This is a genomic window from Streptomyces sp. NPDC058371, assembly GCF_042723265.1.
GTDB lineage: Bacteria > Actinomycetota > Actinomycetes > Streptomycetales > Streptomycetaceae > Streptomyces.
On sequence record NZ_JBHXJC010000001.1, the window covers coordinates 1,495,681 to 1,515,043 of the forward strand.

The 19,363-nt window shown below is 68.0% G+C and carries 14 protein-coding genes and 2 pseudogenes; 7 read left to right on the forward strand and 9 right to left on the reverse strand.

Annotated features, from left to right (window positions below):
• Positions 1–722: 722 nt before the first annotated feature.
• Complete coding sequence (locus ACFWM2_RS06590; protein WP_383273655.1) at positions 723–1,589, reverse strand: GyrI-like domain-containing protein; 867 nt, start codon at positions 1,587–1,589, stop codon at positions 723–725.
• Between the two features lie 600 nt (positions 1,590–2,189).
• On the opposite strand from ACFWM2_RS06590, the pseudogene ACFWM2_RS06595 reads away from it, so the two are divergent.
• Positions 2,190–2,370 (forward strand): annotated as a pseudogene (locus ACFWM2_RS06595) (aminopeptidase); the annotation flags it as partial.
• Positions 2,371–2,645: 275 nt separating this feature from the next.
• Here ACFWM2_RS06595 and ACFWM2_RS06600 read toward each other — a convergent pair.
• A complete protein-coding gene (locus tag ACFWM2_RS06600; protein ID WP_383273657.1) occupies positions 2,646–3,227 on the reverse strand; it encodes a hypothetical protein in 582 nt (193 codons plus the stop codon).
• Positions 3,228–3,537: 310 nt separating this feature from the next.
• Positions 3,538–3,741, reverse strand: coding sequence for a hypothetical protein (locus tag ACFWM2_RS06605; RefSeq protein WP_383273659.1), 204 nt, complete (start codon positions 3,739–3,741; stop codon positions 3,538–3,540).
• Positions 3,742–4,127: 386 nt separating this feature from the next.
• Between ACFWM2_RS06605 and ACFWM2_RS06610 the strand changes: the two genes are divergently transcribed.
• Together ACFWM2_RS06610 and ACFWM2_RS06615 are read left to right on the forward strand one after the other, a co-directional pair.
• Complete coding sequence (locus ACFWM2_RS06610; protein WP_383273661.1) at positions 4,128–7,946, forward strand: helix-turn-helix domain-containing protein; 3,819 nt, start codon at positions 4,128–4,130, stop codon at positions 7,944–7,946.
• Between the two features lie 444 nt (positions 7,947–8,390).
• Positions 8,391–8,954: a GNAT family N-acetyltransferase gene (locus ACFWM2_RS06615; protein WP_383273663.1), complete on the forward strand. Its 564-nt coding sequence runs from the start codon at positions 8,391–8,393 to the stop codon at positions 8,952–8,954.
• A gap of 275 nt (positions 8,955–9,229) precedes the next feature.
• Here the strand turns inward: ACFWM2_RS06615 and ACFWM2_RS06620 are convergent, their stop codons facing one another.
• Entirely contained in the window at positions 9,230–9,778 is a 549-nt protein-coding gene (locus ACFWM2_RS06620) for an RICIN domain-containing protein (RefSeq protein ID WP_383273665.1), read from the reverse strand.
• Positions 9,779–10,022: 244 nt separating this feature from the next.
• Between ACFWM2_RS06620 and ACFWM2_RS06625 the strand changes: the two genes are divergently transcribed.
• Both ACFWM2_RS06625 and ACFWM2_RS06630 read left to right on the forward strand, forming a co-directional pair.
• Positions 10,023–12,659: a BTAD domain-containing putative transcriptional regulator gene (locus tag ACFWM2_RS06625; protein ID WP_383273667.1), complete on the forward strand. Its 2,637-nt coding sequence runs from the start codon at positions 10,023–10,025 to the stop codon at positions 12,657–12,659.
• 853 nt (positions 12,660–13,512) lie between these two features.
• Positions 13,513–13,681 (forward strand): annotated as a pseudogene (locus ACFWM2_RS06630) (transposase); the annotation flags it as partial.
• Here ACFWM2_RS06630 and ACFWM2_RS06635 read toward each other — a convergent pair.
• Positions 13,671–14,027, reverse strand: coding sequence for a hypothetical protein (locus tag ACFWM2_RS06635; RefSeq protein ID WP_383273669.1), 357 nt, complete (start codon positions 14,025–14,027; stop codon positions 13,671–13,673). The pseudogene ACFWM2_RS06630 and the gene ACFWM2_RS06635 overlap by 11 nt on opposite strands.
• 70 nt (positions 14,028–14,097) lie before the next feature.
• Positions 14,098–14,601 carry an N-acetyltransferase gene (locus ACFWM2_RS06640; protein ID WP_383273671.1) on the reverse strand — a complete coding sequence of 168 codons (504 nt, stop codon included), beginning with the start codon at positions 14,599–14,601 and terminating at the stop codon, positions 14,098–14,100.
• A gap of 205 nt (positions 14,602–14,806) precedes the next feature.
• On the opposite strand from ACFWM2_RS06640, the gene ACFWM2_RS06645 reads away from it, so the two are divergent.
• Positions 14,807–15,600, forward strand: a protein-coding gene (locus ACFWM2_RS06645) for an IS5 family transposase (RefSeq protein ID WP_383274225.1) whose coding sequence is annotated in 2 segments (ribosomal slippage) — positions 14,807–14,888 and positions 14,888–15,600 — 795 coding nt in all. Because the reading frame shifts where the segments join, the coding sequence is not laid out codon by codon here.
• 9 nt (positions 15,601–15,609) lie between these two features.
• On the opposite strand, the gene ACFWM2_RS06650 is transcribed toward ACFWM2_RS06645, so the two are convergent.
• The 3 genes from ACFWM2_RS06650 to ACFWM2_RS06660 all read right to left on the reverse strand — a co-directional run bounded on the left by ACFWM2_RS06650 (position 15,610) and on the right by ACFWM2_RS06660 (position 18,424).
• Positions 15,610–16,800 carry an MFS transporter gene (locus ACFWM2_RS06650; protein WP_383273673.1) on the reverse strand — a complete coding sequence of 397 codons (1,191 nt, stop codon included), beginning with the start codon at positions 16,798–16,800 and terminating at the stop codon, positions 15,610–15,612.
• 124 nt (positions 16,801–16,924) lie between these two features.
• Positions 16,925–17,521 (reverse strand): TetR/AcrR family transcriptional regulator, encoded by a 597-nt coding sequence (locus ACFWM2_RS06655; RefSeq protein WP_383273675.1) that lies wholly within the window; start codon positions 17,519–17,521, stop codon positions 16,925–16,927.
• A 450-nt stretch (positions 17,522–17,971) separates the two neighbouring features.
• On the reverse strand, positions 17,972–18,424 hold the full coding sequence (locus ACFWM2_RS06660; protein WP_383273677.1) for a MerR family transcriptional regulator: 453 nt from the start codon (positions 18,422–18,424) through the stop codon (positions 17,972–17,974).
• A 92-nt stretch (positions 18,425–18,516) separates the two neighbouring features.
• Between ACFWM2_RS06660 and ACFWM2_RS06665 the strand changes: the two genes are divergently transcribed.
• Entirely contained in the window at positions 18,517–19,344 is an 828-nt protein-coding gene (locus ACFWM2_RS06665) for an oxidoreductase (protein ID WP_383273679.1), read from the forward strand.
• Positions 19,345–19,363 lie beyond the last annotated feature (19 nt).

A 19,363-nucleotide genomic window follows, 5' to 3' on the forward strand; every position in this document is an offset into this window, starting at 1 on the left:
CGGGCGGACGCCCGCAGCCGGCAGGCGTACAGTTCCCCATGGCCAGGAAAGTTGATTCTTGGACTTCTGGGAGTTCCCTTCGGGGGGCTACGCGCCCTGCTTTCTCAACTACCGAGAAAGCAGGGCACTTTTCGATTGGCGTTGTTGACGATTCACTCGCGAATCTCAATGATTCATTTACGCCAGACAAAAGATCGATTGCGGCGGGATTGCCCGTCTTGAGGTGTCATGCGCGACCCCCCACCCGCACCCCCGGCACACCACCCAGACGCCGCGCTGACCCTCACCGGTCGAACCGCGGCACCGGCCGGCTGTAGCCACACGACCGACAGCTGAGCCACCGGCCTGGCTGTGTCCGGACCGCACAGGGGACGGCCCGGACACAGCCCGCCACACCACAGCCCAACGCACTACCACCACCGGAGGGCGCCGGCGCACAGCGCCTGCCCGCCACGCCGGTCGGCCAACGCACCATCACCGATGGTCGGCCAACGCACCATCACCTCCGGTCGGCCAATGCACCACCACCACGGCCTGTTGCCCGACGGGCACCACCGCCCGATGCCCGCCGGCGCACAGCGGCCGCCCGCCGCCGCACCGCCGGGCCCGCGGAGCCGATCGCATCGACGTCAGCGCACAGCGATCCCGCCACTGTCCGGCGGTGACCACGGCGGCCCACCATTTTGATCAACATCTCCGGCACACGGTAGCCGCGCCACCGCTCAGAGCGCAGTCCGCTCCACGGGGATCCACAGTTCCGCATCCGCCTGTGCCGCGTCCTGTGACAGCCGGGTCCGCAGGATCTCGGGTCCCGGCCGGCTCTGATAAGGATTGGACGGGAACCACTGCGTGAACACGTCCCGCCACAGGTACTGGAGCGCCTGCGGAAACGGCCCGGAGTTCTCGAAGACGGCCCATGTCCCGGCCGCGACGGTGAGCGCCTCCATGTCCTCAGGAACGACGGCGCTGCTCACCACGCCGTGGTAGTAGTCGAGTTCGGTACCCTCGGCGCGACTGTCGTCCAGATTGTCGCTCACCGAGACGATCCCCTCCGGTTCCTGATCGGACAGGCTCTGGATCCGCTGCAACGTCTCCTGGCCGAGGCCTCGGATGAAGGCGGCGATGTCCGGGTTCATCCCCTCGTGCACGAGGGGGACGCGTGCCTTCCTGCCGACCACACGGAACTCCTCCTTCTGCACGATCCTGTACCGCATGCTGCTACTCCCTTCGACGATGAGGCGGAAGGACATCCGTGGCTGGGACTGTAGGTGCGCACCGGCCCGCCTGGCCTCGCCGGGACCGACGCCGTGCATCGCGCGGAACGCACGGGCGAACGCCTCCCCGGAGGTGTAGCCGTAGCGCACCGCGATATCCAGCAGCGTCCGTTCCCCGGCCAGCACCTCGCCACCCGCGACCGTCAGCCGCCTGCGCCGGATGTACTGCGAGAGCGGGATCCCCGCCAGCGCGGAGAACATCCGCCGGAAGTGGTACTCCGACGTCAGCGCGATCCGCGCCAGATCAGACACCTCGATCCGCTGATCAAGGCGCCGCTCGATTTGCTCCATGGCCTGGTTCAGCCGCTCCAGCACCCGGGCCTCCTTCCCTTTCGATCACTCACGCTACGAAGACCCCACCCTGCCTGACCCGACATCCTGTGCCCGCTCCGGTCGGCAAGCCCGGGGCGCCCCCGCCCACGAAACTGCAACCGTTGGCGGTGTGCTGCCCCGAGGTCAGCTGGAGGCCCAGCCGGTGGGTCAGGGTGATACCGCTGCGCGGGTCTCCACCACGGCGGGGTCGGGCGGGAAGCCCTCCTGACGTAGGCATCGAGGGTCGCGGCGGCGCGTCCGACGCCGGAAACCCCCGCATCAGGTCGAACCCGTACACCATCTCCATGGACGCAACCCTGATGGTTCTCAGCAGGTCACTGCTCGTTGTCCTGTGGCAGGGGAGGCAGAGGGTATGCCATCGATATTTGCTGGGTGAGCCTCGGTCACAGGCTCGAGTACAGGGCTGCGGGCAGCGCCTCGCGGGCGGACTGCAGCGTCGAGATCCGCAACCACCCTCACCCGAAGCGCCTTGGCAGGTCGTCATGAGCGGCACCGGGCAGGAGTGGCGCTACTCCGTCAGCGCGTCGGGACGTCAGCAGCGCCCGCTGCACGCACATAGACCCGCCCACTTCGCGCAAGGCACACCGCCACACCGAGTTACCGCACGGGAAGATCGACGGCGCCGATATGGAGTCGTACGTCATCCCGGCCAACGACACCACACTCCGCCGTACCGGCCGAGATGGGCCGTGCCTGTCACTCGGTTCTGGAGATCCATCTCGTCAACCGGGAGCGGGAGTTCGGAGGCTTCGAGGAGCCGCTCACCCCGGGCGGAAGGGGCTCGCGGGGATCGAGCCCGCCGTTCCCCCGTGTCGCCGCCCCGACTTCTGGATCTGCGCCGAATGCGTAGGCGCGACCTCCACCGGCCCCGGAGGCACGGCGAAGCTCCGGACAGTGCAGGCGACTGGTCAGGTCACCGGCATGACCGGAGCTTCGTTGCGTATGGACCAGGTCCATCGGACATCGTCATACCGTCGTGGACCTGCACGCTTGTTCACTTGCCAGGACTACGCAACTGCCCTGGGCGGGTGCCTGCGGTCAGGAGACGCAGGTCAGACTCACATCGTCGATACGGACGAACTGCGCGACTGCCTTGCTGTTCCCGTAGATCGCCTGGATGTACACGGTGCTGAGTCCGTTCAGGTTCAGCGGCGGGGTGGTGATCTGCTGATACTTGCCAGCGCTGACCCCCGGTGCGGTGCTGGTCAATTTCACCCACCCGTTGGCCCCGTTGGGGTCCCAGACTTCAAGGCCGACTCCGGCACCGTAGCTGACGGGATTGGCCCAGATGCTTGCTGAGCAGTTGGATCGGTCTCCCCAAGATCCGATCGACACCGCGATCTTCTCGGCGGCCCAGCCGGTGCCGGTGTAGAGCCACCCGTTGTTCACGCCGGTGCGGGCGACGACCGGGTTCCCGTTGACGTCAGCGCCCGCAACGCCGTCGCCGCTCTTGAGGCCCTGCCAGTCGTTCCAGGGGTTCCCCTCGAAGCTGTTGGTGAACGTGACGGTGGAAATCGGTGCCGCCTGTGCCTGCGCCGGCACCGCGATTCCGATTGCGGTCACCGCCGCGGCCGTGGCGACAGCGATCAGCCGAAGCAGGCTGTGCGCGTTCTTGATCATGCGTTCTCTCCCTGTTCTCCGTGCGGATTACGGCGTTGCACTGAGAGCACGCGGAGCCCGCTGAGCTACCGGGTCCGGTGTGCTGTCTCATGCCTGTTGTCTACCGGGTAGCCGTTGTCCGGTTCCGGCGGCGGGACGCCGGACAAACAAACACCGGACAATGAACGCGATCAACGTCCGGCTGCCCGGGGCGGATGGGAGGCCAGTCGGCTCTGCGAAAGGTCCTGCGGTAGTCAACTGTTGTGCGAACAGGTCGAGTTCGGCTGCCAGACCGAACCTGCCCTGGCCGTCAGGCCCCTGACCTGCTACCTCAAGATGACGGCAGCTGCGTGTTGATCCGGTCGGCAGGCACTCCTTCGATCCGGGTCCAGCCCCTCCAACCCCGCTCCTCCGGGATCGCCAAGACTCGCTCGGCGTCCCGTGAGGACTCGACCATGGTGGTGTCGAGCAGGTCGACGAACCGGTCATCGAAGCCGTCGGTCCTCACCTCGCCGGCCTCCACAGCGCGGATCATCAGGCGCTCCAGGATGTCGGCGACCTCGACGATCCGCGGATCGTCGGCCGACCAGTCGAGCGCCCACGCCCTCGACCGACGCCGCGGAGATCCCGGGGATCACGACAATCCAGGTCAGGCCCAGGGTGCACAGGAACAGGATGCCGCGTTGACGCCGGGCGTCCCCGCGTCGGCCCCATGACGATTCTTCGCATGGATGTTCTCCTTTTCGGTAACGCCGAGTATCGGGATTACGAAGCCGGAAATTCGAATACCGCTGGAAATGGGCGCTCCTTGACCGCTGGGCCCCTGTAAGGCATTTGGTCGGCTCAGCGAAAAGGGGATGGACAACGGACAGCAGGGTCCGGAGAATCCGTGCTGTCGACATCTCACGGGGGAGAGCTGGCATGCCACGTTCCGAGAGTCCGCTTGACCAGGCGGATGGTCCACTCGTGCGATTCGCGGCTGAGCTGCGGCGGTTGAGGAAGGCTGCGGGCACGCCTCCGTACCGGCAACTGGCCAAGCGTGCTCATTACTCGGCAACGACACTCTCGGACGCTGCGGGAGGTCGCTCTCTGCCAAGCCTTGCGGTGACCTTGGCGTACGCCGAGGCGTGTAACGGGGATCGCGAGGAATGGGAAGAGCGATGGCACGCCATCGCGGCCCATATCGCCTCGGTGAACGGCGGCATGCGCAGAGCGGTTCACCGTGACGAATCCGCCGCGCCATACGTGGGATTGGCTGCGTTTCAGCCTGATGACGCGTATCGGTTCTTCGGCCGGGACAGGCTCGTCAGCGAACTGGTGACGAAGGCGAGCCGGCAGCGGCTCACGGCCGTTTTCGGCCCGTCGGGGTGCGGGAAATCCTCGCTATTGAGGGCGGGCCTGGTCGCCGTGGCGGAAAATACGGGGCTGGGCGGCACGCCCCTACCCGTTCTGCTGCTCTCGCCAGGGACCAGCCCGCTGGAGGAGTGTGCCGTTGGGATGGCGGAACTCACCGGTGATTCCCCGGGCATGCTCAAGGCGGAGTTCCTCGACGATTCCAGCAATCTCCATCTGCGTATCCGGCACGCCTTGGCCGACCGGCCCGCGGATGTCGACCTGCTGATCGTGGTCGATCAGTTCGAGGAGGTCTTCACCCTGTGCTCCGACCTTGACGAACGTGACCGGTTCATTGCGGCTCTGCTCGCCGCGGTCGGAACTGCGACCAGCCGGGCCCGTGTTGTGCTCGGCGTCCGCGCCGACTTCTACGGCCACTGTGCCCAGAACCCCGCCCTGGCCGACGCGTTGCGGGATGCGCAGATCATGGTCGGGCCCATGAGCAGCGAGGAACTGCGCGAAGCCATCGCGCGACCTGCGGTCAGCGCGGGGTGCAGTGTGGAGGGTCCGCTGCTGGCGGCTGTGGTCGCCGACGCGACAGGTCAGTCCGGTGCGCTGCCGCTGGTCTCGCACGCCATGGCAGAGACCTGGCGACGGCGCAGTGGCAACCGTCTCACCGTAGGCGGCTATCGAGCGGCCGGTGGCATTCGGCACGCGGTTGCGCACAGTGCCGAGGCGGCCTACACCGCGCTGTCCCCGGCCCAGCAGGACCTGGCACGCGGGATCTTCCTGCGCCTGACCGCGCTGGGCGAGGGCACCGAGGACACCAAGCGCCGTATCCAGCGGCGTGAGCTGGATGCGCATCCTGGCACCGATGTCGTTGTCGAAGCGCTGGCCCGGCGTCGGTTGGTCACTCTCGACCGGGACTGGATCGACATCACCCACGAAGCCCTCATCGGCAACTGGCCGCGGTTACGGGACTGGCTCACTGAGGATCGCAATGGCCTGCGGATCCACCGCCGGCTCACCGACGCCACCGATACATGGGAGAGCGGGCACCGCGACGAGCACAGTCTCTTCCGAGGCACCTGGCTGGCGCTGGCAACGGAATGGGCCGACGCCCACGAGGGCTCGCTCACCGATCGCGAACGCCGTTTCCTGTCCGCGAGCCGCGCCGCCGAGGCGGCCGCCGAGGCCGCCGCCCGTCGTCGTACCCGCAAGCTGTGGCAGCTCGTTGCGCTGCTCACGGCCGCCCTGATGCTCGCCGTCACGTCTGCCGTACTCGCCGTCCAGGCTCGGCAGACCGCCACCGAGGAGCGCGATGCCGCTCTCGCTCGGCGAGCGGCGGCAGCAGCCGACGACATACGCGGGGGCAATCCGGCGCTCGCGGCCCAACTGGGGCTGGCCGCCTATCAGCTGGCCCCGAACCAGGAGACCCGCGATGGCCTGCTCAGCGCCTCCGCAACGCCATACGCCGCCCCGCTGATCGGCCACACCAGGGACCTGGTCTCGCTGGCGTTCTCCCCGAACGGGCGGCTACTCGCCACGGCGGGATGGGACCGAACCGTCCGGCTGTGGGACGTGCGGGACGCTCACCATCCCCGTCAGCTCACCGTCATCCGCCGGCCCGGTGAGTTTCAGGCGGTGGCTTTCAACCGTACGGGCGATGTCCTCGCCGCGGCCGACGGCAACGAGGTGGTGCTGTGGGACGTGACCGATGCTCGGCACCTCGGCTTGCTCGCCACGATCACTAACGGTATCGGCGACGTCATGTGGGTGGCGCTCAGTCCGGACGGCCGGACCATGGCCACGGCCAACCGGGACAAGACAGCGGAATTGTGGGACGTGAGCGATCCGCGTCGGCCGGAGCGGCTGGCTACGATGCGCGGTCACACCGGCAGTCTCACGTCGGTGACGTTCAGTCCCGACGGACGCATGCTGGCCACGACCGGTGACACCACCGCACGGCTGTGGGACATCAGCGACCCGCACGCCCCTGGGAAGCTGGGGGTGTTGACCGGACACACCCGCGCGGTCTGGTCGGCAGCGTTCAGCCCGGACGGACATACGCTCGCCACTGCCAGCTGGGACCATACAGTCCGGGTCTGGGACATCACCCGCCCGAGCGCTCCCCGCAGCGTGGCCACCCTGACCGGCCACACCACCCTGGTCTGGTCCGTGGCCTTCAGCCCGGACGGCCGCACGCTGGCCTCCACGGGTGGCGGCACTTTTCTCTGGGACATGTCCGATCCCCGGCATCCGAGCATGCAAACCAACCTTCCGGACGGCGTCTACGCCGCCGCGTTCAACCCGGACGGGACCACCCTGGCAGCCGGCTCAGCCCTGCACGATCTGCGGGAACTCCCCTTGTTCTTCCACGACGATGTCATCGACACGATGGCGTTCAGCCCGGACGGCAAGGTCCTCGCCTCCGGAAGCTGGGACCGCACCATACGGCTGTGGGACGTCGCCGCCGGCCACCCCCGGCTGCTGCTGGCAACGCTGACCGGTCAGCGGGACTTCATCCGCTCGGTGGCGTTCAGCCCGGACGGGCACACACTGGCGAGCGCCAGCAACGACGGCACGGTATGGCTGTGGGACGTGGCGGACCCCCGCACCGCACGGCGGCTGACCGTGATCGAGCCGCATGCGGGTGAGGCGGCATCGGCATCGTTCAGCCCGGACGGCCGAACCCTCGCCACCTCCGGGTTCCGGACAGTGCGGTTGTGGGATGTGACCGACCGCAAGAACCCCAAGGCGCTGGCTCGCCTCGGCGGGTACCAAGGAGATGGCGGAGCGGTTGTGTTCAGTCCGGACGGCCGCACGCTGGCTACCGGCGGCAGGGGGAAGTCCACGCTGTGGGACATCGCCGATCCGCGACGGCCGAGCGCACTGGATTTCGCCTTCGCTTCCGACTCCGTCCCGTCCAATGCCTTCAGCCCCGACGGCCGCGTCTTGGCCACCGTGAACACCGCCGGCAACGCCGTACGGCTGCTGGACATGACCGACCTTCGCCATCCGCGGCAACTGGCGCTGCTGACCGGCTACACCAGCCCCGTATACGCGGTGGCATTCACCCCGGACGGCCGCCGCCTCGCCACTGGCGAAGGCGGCCAGAAAGCCCGCGTGTGGGACGTGAGCGACCCCCGGCAGCCCAAGCAACTGGGCGCCCTCACCGGGAACGAACTCGCCGTCCCCACGCTGGTGTTCAGCCCCGATGGCCACACCCTCGCTACCGGCGGCAACGACCACACTCTGCGGCTGTGGGAAACCGACATCGACCGCGCCACCGCACGCGTCTGCTCCCTCGCCCACCCACCCATCACCCGCACCGAATGGGAGCACTACCTCCCCGGCGTGCGCTACCGGCCGCCCTGCCCGGAGCCTCGATCGGGTAATGGCGACTGATCGCGGGCATGAGAAGGCACCTCGCCAAGTCTGCAAGAAACCCCAGGGCAGGGCCCGCATCAGGCAATGCGGCCGGTGCCGCGTCTCAGGCAACCGGCGGTTGAAGCCCTAGTTCGGCGAAGATTGATGCCGGAACGTCGGAGGCCAAGCCGAGGCAGGCGGGGTGGTACGGGGACCGGCTGGACGGGGCCGCCCAATGCGACGTCGCGGGCGGGCCGCCCGCTGCGGGATGCCCAGCGACTGCCCGCAGCCAGGCCACTGGGCCCGCGCACGGCACATCGGAGGGGAGGGGGATGGGAGGAGGACGACCGGTCCTCCGAGGCAACGGGGACCGGGCCGGCACCGGGGCACACCCGTCTCCATATCCTGCGACGTCATGGCAAGGCCTCCGAGTTGCCGAGGAAACCATTGGGCTGCCCGACTTGCTTCAGGCATGATCGAATCGTGGACACCTACCTGGAGACCGGGCGCCTGGCCCTGCGCCGCTTCACTGGCGATGACGCGGACCTGCTGATCGAGCTGGACAGCGACCCGGCGGTGATGCGCTATCTGACCGGGGGCAATCCGACCGCCCCGGAGATCGTCCGCGAGCGCCATCTGCCAAACATCATCGCCGGCTACGAGAAGTGGGGCGGAGACCTCGGACTGTTTGCCGCGTACGAGAAGGACGGTGGCGCGTTCATCGGCTGGTTCTGCCTGCGTCCCGAACCGCAGGGCCCGCTGGACGAAGTCGAACTCGGCTACCGGCTGCGGCAGGCGGCTTGGGGCAAGGGGTATGCCACCGAAGTCTCGCGGGCTTTGCTGGGCAAGGCGTTCACGGAGCTCGGTGTGCGCATGGTCTGGGCCGAGACGATGGCCGTGAACCACGGTTCGCGCAACATCATGGAGAAGATCCGAATGACGCTCGCGGACACTATGCCCACTCCCTCCGACATGGAGATGATCGAGGGCGCCGAACACGGAGGCGTACGGTACGAGGTCACCAAAGGACAGTGGAAGCAGCAGTAGGCACGAATGACCGCGGCCTTCGCCGCCTCCCGCCTCTGCGCCCGTCGGCAGACCCGCCTACGCCGAGGGCGCCGGGGGGGGGGGGGGAAAAAAGGGGGGGGGGGAAGGGGAAGAGAGAATAACTTTTGTGGGGGGGGCGTTCGGGGGGGGGGGGGGTTCAGGGGGGGGGCCCTCCCCCCCCCCCTCCCCCGCCCCCCTCCGACAACCCCCCCCCCGCTAGGTCCGCCGTGCGGCCCTCTCCCCCGGGGGGAGGCGGCCCCCACGGCGGCCGGATGTCAGCCGACCTTGGTGAGGTTCCAGAGCTGGTTGTTGTTGTTGCCGTTGTAGTAGGTCCAGTTGTGCACGGGGGCGCCGAGACCTCCGCCGGTGCGGGTGTCCAGGTCGAGGGCCTTGCCGTTGTGCCGGGCGAGCAGGGCGTAATGACCGTTGCCCGCGTTCACCAGCTTCCACATCTGGTTCGTCTGGCCCAGGCACTGCCACTGGTTGACGTCGCCGCCGAAGTCACCGTTGGGGTGGCTGGTGTCGACCGTCAGGCACTTCCCGCTGTGTTGGGCCGTGATGTAGAAGTAGTCGTCGCCGGTGGGGACGAAGGTCCACTTCTGGTTGGCGACGTTGTAGCAGTCCCACTGGTCGACCGGAAACCCGTTGGTGCTGTTCGCGTCCCTGACGTCGAGGCAGCCGTGGCCGTAGACGTTCGTGATGCGGTAGGTGCCGTCGCCGGCCCAGTCCGTGGTCTTCGCCTGCGCCGCCCCCGCGCCGGTCAGACATGCGGCGGTCGCGCTGAGCGCGGTGACGGTCGAGAGGATCCACGTACGAAGTCTCATGACAACTCCCAAGTCACGGTTGGCGTTCCGGGCTGGTTCCCGGGCCCGCCAGGTCATGGACGTGAGCTTGGCGTCCGCCCCGTACAGAACACGAACACGCCTAGTACAGCCAAGGCACATTCGTTGACGGCGGTTCTGATTAGTGTGGAGAAACGCGTCCTGACCAGGCGCGGATCGCCGGGCTGTGGGGGGAATGGTGGATTTCCGATTACTGGGGCCGCTGGAAGTGCTGGATCAGGGGGCGGTGCTGCCACTGAGCGCGAGGCGGCAGCAGGCCCTGCTCGCCACGCTGCTGCTGTCGGCCAATGAGATCGTGACGCTGGGCCGGCTGGTGGCGGCTGTGTGGGGCGAGAACCCGCCGGCGTCCGCCGTGATCAACATCCGGACTCATGTAGGGGCGCTGCGCCGGGTGCTGGGCCGCGCGGGCGGCGGCCCGCGGGTGGCGACCAGGCCCGGTGGTTACGTGATCACCGTGGCGCCCGAAGAGCTCGACCTGCTGCGGTTCGAGGCGTTGGCGGGCAGGGGTGAGCGTGCCATGGAGGAGGGCGATCACGTCCGTGCGGCCCGGGAGTTCGACGGCGCGCTGGCGTTATGGCGCGGTGAGGTGGCGGAGGGCGTGGAGCTCGCGGGCTCGGCCGAGGCGGAGTTGGTACGGCTCCAGGAGCGTCGGCTTACGGTCTGCGAGCAGTCGGTACGGGCCCGGCTCGCCCTGGGCCGACATGCCGAGCTCCTCGCCGAGTTGCGGGGGCTGACGTTGGAACATCCGCTCAGGGAGAGCCTGCACGGGCTGCTGATGCTCGTGCTCCACCGGGCCGGTTTGCAGGCCGAGGCCCTGGCTGCGTACGGCCGGCTGACGCACATCCTGAGCGAGGAGCTCGGGATCGAGCCGGCGGCCGAGGTACGCGAGCTGCGGCAGCGGATCCTGCGTGGCGATCCCGTGCCGGCGGCGCCCGGGCCGGTGAGCCGGGCGCGGGTCCGGTGTGATCTGCCGTACGACATCGGCGACTTCACCGGTCGGGAGGGGGAACTGGACGGGCTGGCTCTCGCGGTGCGGGACACCGCCGGGACCGCGGCGCTCACCACGGTGTCGATCTCCGCGATCGATGGCATGGCCGGTATCGGAAAGACGACGCTCGCCGTGCGGCTGGCCCATCACCTGGCCGAGAAGTATCCGGACGGGCAGCTCTTCATCGACCTGCACGCGCACACCCCGGGACAACCGCCGCTCACCGCGGCCGTCGCGTTGGAGAAGCTGCTCCGGGCGATGGGGGTGCCGGGTGACGCGATCCCGGAGAGCACCGAGGACCGGGCCGCTGCGTGGCGGTCGACCCTCGCGGGCCGCCGTGTGCTGGTCGTGCTCGACAACGCCGTTGACAGTGCCCAGGTCAGACCCCTGCTGCCCGGGGCCCGCTGTTGTCTGACCCTGATCACCAGCCGCCGCAGGCTCGCCGGTATCGACAGCGCCGCCCTCGTCTCCCTGGACGTCCTCACGCCCGGCCAGGCCGGCTCGCTGTTCCGGCGTGTCGTCGGCGACGGCCGTCCGGACCGCGAACCCGGGACCGTGGCGGAGGTCCTCGCCCTTTGCGGCCATCTCCCGCTCGCCGTCCGGCTGGCAGCTGCCCGGCTGCGGCACCGGCCCGCCTGGACCGTCTCCCAGCTTGCCGAGCGGCTGAGGGACGGCGGACGCCGGCTTGCCGAGCTGCGCGACGACCACAGCAGCGTCTCCGCGGTGTTCGCGCTCTCGTACCAGCACCTCATGCCGCCGCAGAGGGAGTTGTTCTGCCTCCTCGCCCTACACCCCGGCCCCGACTTCGACGCATACGCTGCGGCCGCCCTCGTCGGCCGTCCGGTCTCCGGCGTGCGGGACCTGCTCGAGGAGCTCGTCGACGTCCACCTCCTGCAGCAGCCCGTCGCCGGCCGTTACCGCTTCCACGACCTGCTGCGCGCCTACGCCGAGCAACTGGCCGGCACCGAGGAGCCCGAGAGCGTGCGCGACGCGGCGCTGACGGGGCTGCTGGACCACTACCTCACGGTCGCTGCGGCCGCGATGGACACGGCCTGTCCCTTCGACAAGGCCCGGCGTCCGCCCGTGCCGCCGCCAGGGCCCGTTCCTGGACCGATCCCCGGCATCGGGGACCCCGACGCGGCCCTGGCCTGGCTCAGCGCCGAACAGGCCAACCTGATGGCCGCCGGGCGCCTCGCCGCCGAGCAAGGTCGCCAGCGCCACGTCGCCGGGCTCTCCGCCACGCTCGCCCGTTACCTCGACACGCGCGCCCGCTACGACGACGCGCTCACCCTGCACGCGGCAGCACTCGAAGTCGGCCGTCGGCAGAGCGACTTCGCTGGCCAGAGCCTCGCCGCATACCACCTGGGCTGGGTGCACGTGTGGCTCGACCATCGAGAGAAAGCGTACGAACTGATGCAGGAGTCACTGCTCTTCGCCCGCAAGGCGGGCGACCGACTGGGGGAGGGCTATGCGCACGCGGGCCTGGGTCACGTGCACCTGGACTCGGGTCGGTACGACGAGGCGTTGGAGCACTCCCGCGAAGCGCTCCGGCACGCCAGGTGGGCCGACGACCTGCTCCTCCAGGGCTATGCCCTCATTGCGCTGGCCTGCGTGCACAGGGACCTGCACGACTACGGCAAGGCGCTGCGGTACTACTCCGAGGCGGCGGAAGTGGGGAGCCGGACCGACGACGCCATGGTTCGCGGACGTGCGGCGAACGGCCTCGGCCACGCCTACGTCCAGCTGGGCCGGCACGACGAGGCACGGCATCACCTGGAGGAAGCCCTCGCCTTCGCCGTGCAGTCGTGCCACCGGAGCCTGGAGAACTATGCCCGGGCCGGGCTGGCCGCCCTCGACCGCCCCGCGGAGGATTGACCCCACAGTGTGCCCCTTTGCCTTCCGCACCACGACCTTCACGCGAAGGGTCGCGGAGCTGGGCCGTCCGGCGTGCTGACTATCACTATCGCTCCGTTGCCCTGGTACCGGCCGGGGCGATCCACACCCCTGTCCCTGCTCGGCGAACTCCACGAATTACCCCAAGTGACCGGCTGCACGGCCATGGTTCCGCAACTGGGTTCCTTGGTGTCCCGCACCATCACCTTCGTCGGTTCGTTGTCGGCTACCTCAATGCGGTTCGCCCTCGCTTAGAGGCTGTTGTCTTTCCGGAGTCGAAGACTGTGTTTCCGCTGGTCGGGCGTAGAGGCGGCGGTTCCGTGGGAGTAGTGGCCTGTCGTGCTGTCGCTTCCCGGGAGGTCGTGGATGCCGTCGGTGGTTGGGCTGTTGGAACAGCGTGAGTTGGGTGCTCGTCGGCGTGTGGATGAGCTGCGGGAGGAGGCCGGCCGCATCCAGGCCGAGCGGGAATGGCAGGAGTGGGCGGGCGAAGAGGCGCTCGGCGATCCATCGCTTCGGCAGGACCACGAAGCCGCGCATGTCGTCGCTGCGTTTGACGATCGAGAGGACCAGGGCGAGCGTGGCCAGGCAGTATTCGACGAGGGGGCCGGTCTAGCCGCCGTCGGCCCAGACCAGGGCGAGGCGGAGGTGCGCGTCAGCCACCGGCTCAAGCAGGACCTGTGCGGCGGCGCGGACGCCGGTGTCCGCGGCGGTGACCATCACGCCCAGCAGCAGGCCGAGTCGACCACGACGTGCCGCTTGCGGCCGTTGACCAGCTTGCCGCCGTCGAAGCCACGGCTGTCCAATCCGACGACGGCATCCGCCTTGACGGACTGCGAGGCTGGGCCGTCACCGCTGGGTCGTGGAGAGGACGGTGTCCTGGCTCGCCGGATGCCGCCGCCCTGCACCGTCGCTACGAACGCAAGGCCGGGCACTTCCTCGCCTTCGTCGGTCTGGCGGCCCTTCTGATCGGATACCGCAGTCTGACGAAGTCCGTCAGGACCTGAGTCGATTCTGCTGAGGATCAAAGCAGACCAGCCCCATCGAGTCCGCGAGAGCCGCTGCCCAAGCAGAGACCTCCTCAGCCCTGCTCCAACTCATCGGGAAGTAGACGAGCGGGCCAGCGGCCCCGCCGATCAACGGCCCTGCGGCCCAAGGCGATGCGTCCTCCACATCATCAGTCACGTCACCCCACCGCTCAACAAGCGCGGCAACGTAAGCCGCGATGCACTCGGTCGGAGGAGAGTCCACATCCGGCTCCAGGTAGCGGTCGAAGAGATCGGTGAAGACTCGTCCGGCGCTCCTGTCATCCGCCGGCCGCTCTCCTTCCCAGACGGCCAAGTCGTAACTCATGCCCGGAGGCTCTCACACCGCAATACCAAGACAACGTCGACGACGGACAGGCGCCAAAAGAAACGATGTCTTATGTGTCGGGATGCTCCGGCAGGGCGAGCCAGTCCGACCAGGAGATCTCGCGGCCGAGGAAGCGCGGCTGCTCGAACGGCCAGTCGGCGGTGATCCACTGCGGCACCAGCGCGTCGAGGGCTTGCTCGACCTTGCTGCCCACCAACTCGTCCACCACCCACCAGGAGATCTCGCCGTCCGCGCCGGCCCTCTCCGGCGGGTCGATGTAGACGCAGCCGAGCAAAGCTGTCTCCGCCGCGTCGAACAGCGCGTAGTTGAAGGACTGGTGTGCGGCGATCTCCTTCTCGTGCCGCAACAGGTCGGCCTGGTCGGCCTCGTAGGTCATGGTGGCCGCGGGCCAGCCCCAGGCCGGGCCGAAGCTGGTCCACAGCCGCTCGCGCGAACCCATCACAGCCGGATAGTCGAGCGGGGTGTCCGCTTCCCGGATCGGCCGCAGGTGATGACCACCGCCCGGCAGCGGTACCAGGACGGGGTGGACGAAGTCATCGGGAAGCCAGCTCATGGCGCCCGACCGTAGCAGCGCGCGGCCGTCCGTTCCCCTGGATTTTCCCCGTATACCGCCAGGCACTGCTCTCATGCCGAGCAGGGCCCGCGAACATCCGATCGAGACTCCCGTTCGATCGACAGACTCCATGATCGGTATGGCAACGGCTTCTTAGAGGTCGTTGCAATTAGTGTGATCGGTAGCCTGCGTGTCCGTGACGATCGTGGAGCGTTTGGTCCCGGATGGGCTGTGGGAGTTGTTCCAGCGCGTGGTGCCGGCAGCACCTGTCCGGCCACAAGGCGGTGCCGTCGACGCTACGGCGACCGGGAGGTTTTGGCAGCAATCATGTTCGCGGCTACCTCCGGCTGTACCTGGCGGCAGACTCCAGAGACGTTCGGACCGTCCTGGTCGACCGTGTACCGACGGTTCACCGAGTGGAGCAGAGCTCGGGTTTGGGCCAAGCTGCACCGGCTGGTGTTGGACGAACTCGGCCGGAAGGGGGAGTTGGACTGGTCGCGGTGCGCGATCGACTCGGTGAACATGCGGGCGCTGAAAGGGGGGGAGCTGACGGGTCCGAATCCGGTAGACCGGGGCAAGAAAGGTTCAAAGATCCACTTGGCTACCGAGCGGACCGGTCTGCTCCTCTCGGTTGGTATTTCTGCTGCCAACACCCACGACAGCATGGGGCTCGAGCCTTTGATCCGCGGCATCCCACCGATCCGTTCCCGCCGCGGCCCTCGTCGGCGCCGCCCCTCCAAACTCCACGCCGACAAGGGATACGACTACGACCACCTGCGGATGTGGCTTCGCAGTCGGCGTATTACACCCCGTATCGCCCGTAAGGGCGTCGAGCCTTCGACTCGGCTGGGGAGACACCGGTGGACTGTTGAGCGCACCGTGAGCTGGCTGGGCGGCCTCCGTCGTTTACACCGCCGTTACGAGCGCAAGGCCGAGCACTTCCTTGCGTTCACCGGCATTGCCGTCGCCGTCATCTGCTACCGCCGCCTTGCCGAGTGACGCAATGGCTCACACCCGTTCTGTCTGTTCAGCAGGGCGCGGGTAGCCAAGGCCGGTTGCGGGGGTGGAGCGGCGGGCGAGGTCGGGCAGGAGGGTGGCCAGGCCTAGCAGTGCCATGATCGCGCCGAGCCAGAGCGGGGCGCGCAGACCCCAGGTGTCGATCGCGACGGCGCCGATGGAGGAGCCGAGGATGATGCCGAGGGTGATGAAGGAGGAGTGGACGGTGTTGACCAACGGGCCGGCGTTTCCGGTTCGCTGGACGCGGGTTGCCATGGCCGGGTTCATGGTGACGCCGACCAGGCCGATGCCCATCATGCAGATGACGGCCGGTGCGGGCAGGTCGGCGAGCAGGGCGAAGCCGGTCAGGAACACGGTGTTGAGGACGAGTCCGACGGCAAGGACAGGGACGGTGTAGCGGTCGGCGAAGCGGCCGACGATGTTGTTGCCGACGACGGTGGCGGCGCCGTAGGCGATCAGCAGGAGGGGGACGGTGCCGGTGGAGAAACCGACGAGGTCGGTCAGGATGGGGTTGAAGTAGCTGAAGGCGGAGAAGGTGGCGCCGATGATGAGCGTGCTGGTGGACAGCACGGGCCACAGCTTGGGCTTCCTGAAGACGCCGATCTCCTGACGGAAGCCGCCGCCGCCTTCGGCATGTTCGATGCGGGGCACGCCGAACCAGGTGGCCACGGCGGCGATCACGGTGATCGCGGCGATGGCCCAGAACGCGGCGCGCCAGCCGAAGCGCTCGCCGACCAGGGTGGAGATGGGCAGCCCGAGCAGGGTGCCGAGCATCAGGCCGTTCATCGCGACCGCGATCGCCCGGCCGCGGACCTCGGGGCGGGTGATCTGGGCGCACATCGAGATACCCACACCGAAGAAGGCCTGGGAGGCGATGCCGGTGATGATCCGCGCGGCCATCATCGTGGAGTAGCCGGACGCGGTGGCAGCCAGGGCATTGCCCGCCAGGAAGATGACGAACAGCACCATCAGTGCCGTCCGCGGCGGGAGTTTCATGAGCGCCACGGTGAGGAACGGCCCTCCGGCCGCCATGGCCACCGCGAACGCGGTGATGAGGTATCCGATCTGCGGGATGGTGGCGTTCAGGCCGTCGGCCATCTGTGGCATCAGTCCGGCGACCACGAACTCGCTGGTCACCATGGCAAAGACGCCGAGTGCCAGGACGTATACGGCACGGGGCACGGTCTTGTCTCCTTGGAGGTCGACGCCGACCGGCGTGGGGGCCGGGTGACGTGGTGATGAAGGGTTATAGATTGGTCAGTTCAAAACGTAGACATGCGTAGGCATTGCCCGGGCGGCGCGCGAGTCAGTGGGTCAGTGCGTCGAGGGTGACTTCGGCGATCGACTCCAGTGCGGTCCGGTCGGCGCCGCCCTGGCTGGAGATGCGCATGCCGCCAATCGCCGCATTGATGAAGCGGGCTAGTGCTCCGGCGTCCCGCTGGGAGGTGATGCTGCCGTCCCGGCGACCCTCCTCGATCACCGCGCGCAGCACCGCGAGCCTGCGGGCCGTGTCGCGCTCCAGCAGTTCCGCCGCCCGGCTGTCGTGAGCGGCTAGTTCGACCGTGGTGTTCACGGTCAGGCAGCCCAGGCTGCGGCCGCCGGCCCGGTGCTCGGTCTCGCCGTCGACGACCATGGCGAACAGGCTGCGGATGCGGTCGGCGGCACGGCGCCGTGTGTCCTCCAGGACGGCCAGCTGGGCGGTGGTCATGGTGTCGATGTAGTGGGCCAGCGCACGCTCGAACAGGTCGTGCTTGCTCTTGAACGTGTTGTAGATGCTGCTGCGCCCCAGCCCGGTGGCTTCGCATAGGTCCTGGGTGGAAGTGGCCTCGTAGCCCTTCTCCCAGAACGTGTGCATCGCCGCGTCCAGGGCCCGTTCCTCGTCGAACATCCGTGGTCGAGCCATGCTGCCAGCTTAGCCATTTTGGATCGAGCGTTGCAATACATGCATGCAAGTCCCGCTACTGCCACCTGGCGCCCACAGTGCGGAGCGAGCCGGCGGGACAGCTTGGCCCCTTACTGAAGTTCCCCCTCCTGAACGCGACGCCCCTGCAGCCCTCCCCTCGCCAAATGCAACGACCTCTTAGCCGCAGGCGTCCGGCCGGCAACCCCCAAGGTGGTGCCCCGTCCACTCCGATACCACCGTGGCTGAGGCACTGCTGAGTGTGTGGACCGAGACCGTCTGCACACGGGCACCTATGGTCTGTTCTCCGCGCAAGTCGACCCGCAGGTGCCCATCGCCGCGAGATCCGCGATGGGCGCAAGTCGGCCCGAAGGCGCCTATCGCCGCGAGGTCCGCGACGGCGGCTGTCGCCTGGCATGTCGTGGCTGGTGTCGCACAAATCGCACTGGTCGATCATGTGCCTTGGGGTGGTTGGCATTCCTGATGGGTGTTGCCTCTGGGGGCAGCTGGGTGGGATGGGTTCCAGAGTTGGTCGGCATCGCCGCGGGCGACATGGTCTTCGTAGATGTGCACTTTGTGCCGCATGACGGCCAGGGTGTCTTGTAGTTCGCGGATCTGCGCCTCTACGTGGGCTTCGTGTCGGCGTAGCACCTCAAGGCGTTCGTGTTCGTTGCCCGGGCCCTGACGGACCAGCTCGATGTACCGGCGGATCAGCATCAGGGGCATGTTGGAGGCGCGGAGTTTTGTGCAGATGGCCAGCCATTCCAGGTCTTCCTCGTGATAGATCCGGCGACCGTTGGACAGGCGGCGTACTGGGTTGGCGAACAGGCCCTCCCGCTCGTAGAACCGTAGGGCGTGCACGCTCAGTCCACTGCGTTGTGCCACCTCGCCGATGCTCAGGTCCATGAACGCCTTCCTCGCACAGCTGTTGATGTAGACCCGACTCTAGGTTCTAGCGTCGGGTTGTCGGCTCATCGGACCATGAAACGGACGAGAACATGAGTGTGTGGTTTGTTACCGGGGCATCGCGTGGACTCGGCGCGGAAATCACGCGGGAGGCGCTGGAGCGAGGGCACAGCGTGATCGCTACGGCGAGGGATGCCTCAGCGGTGCGCCGGGCGTACCCGCAAGAGCCGAATGGACTGCTGGCGGTGAGTGCGGACGTGACCGAACCGGAGCAGCTGATGGCTGCGGTGGAGGCCGGCCTGGCAGAATTCGGCCGGATCGACGTGGTCGCCAACAATGCCGGTTACGGCCTCATCGGTGCGATCGAGGAGGTCTCCGACAAGGCTGCCCGGGCACTGTTCGACGTCAACGTGTTCGGCGCGCTCAACACGTTGCGGGCGACACTGCCGACGTTGCGGGCCCAGCGCTTGGGACATGTTCTGAATATTGGTTCCGTGGGCGGCTTCGCTACCGTTGCGGCGGCGGGCTTGTACGGCGCGTCCAAGTTCGCCCTCGAGGGTATCTCCGAGGCGCTGCACGGCGAGCTGGCCCCGCTCGGCGTACGCGTCACGATCGTGGAGCCGGGCGGGTTTCGCACCGACTTCCTCAGCAGCTCGAGCATGCAGGTCGAACCAGCCTCCATCGCTGACTACGCCGCCGGCGCGGGGCCGGTGCGCAAGGCCCTGGCCGACAACGACGGCCGCCAGCCAGGCGATCCGGTGAAGGCAGCGAAAGCCATCGTCGACATCACCGAGGCCGCCGAGCCACCGTTGCGCCTGCAGTTGGGCGCGGATGCAATCGAGCGCGTGGAGGCAAAGCTGGATCTGGTGCGACGTGAACTTGACCAATGGCGCCACGTGGCACTCTCTACCGGAATCTGAGAAGCCGCCCCTTTACCGG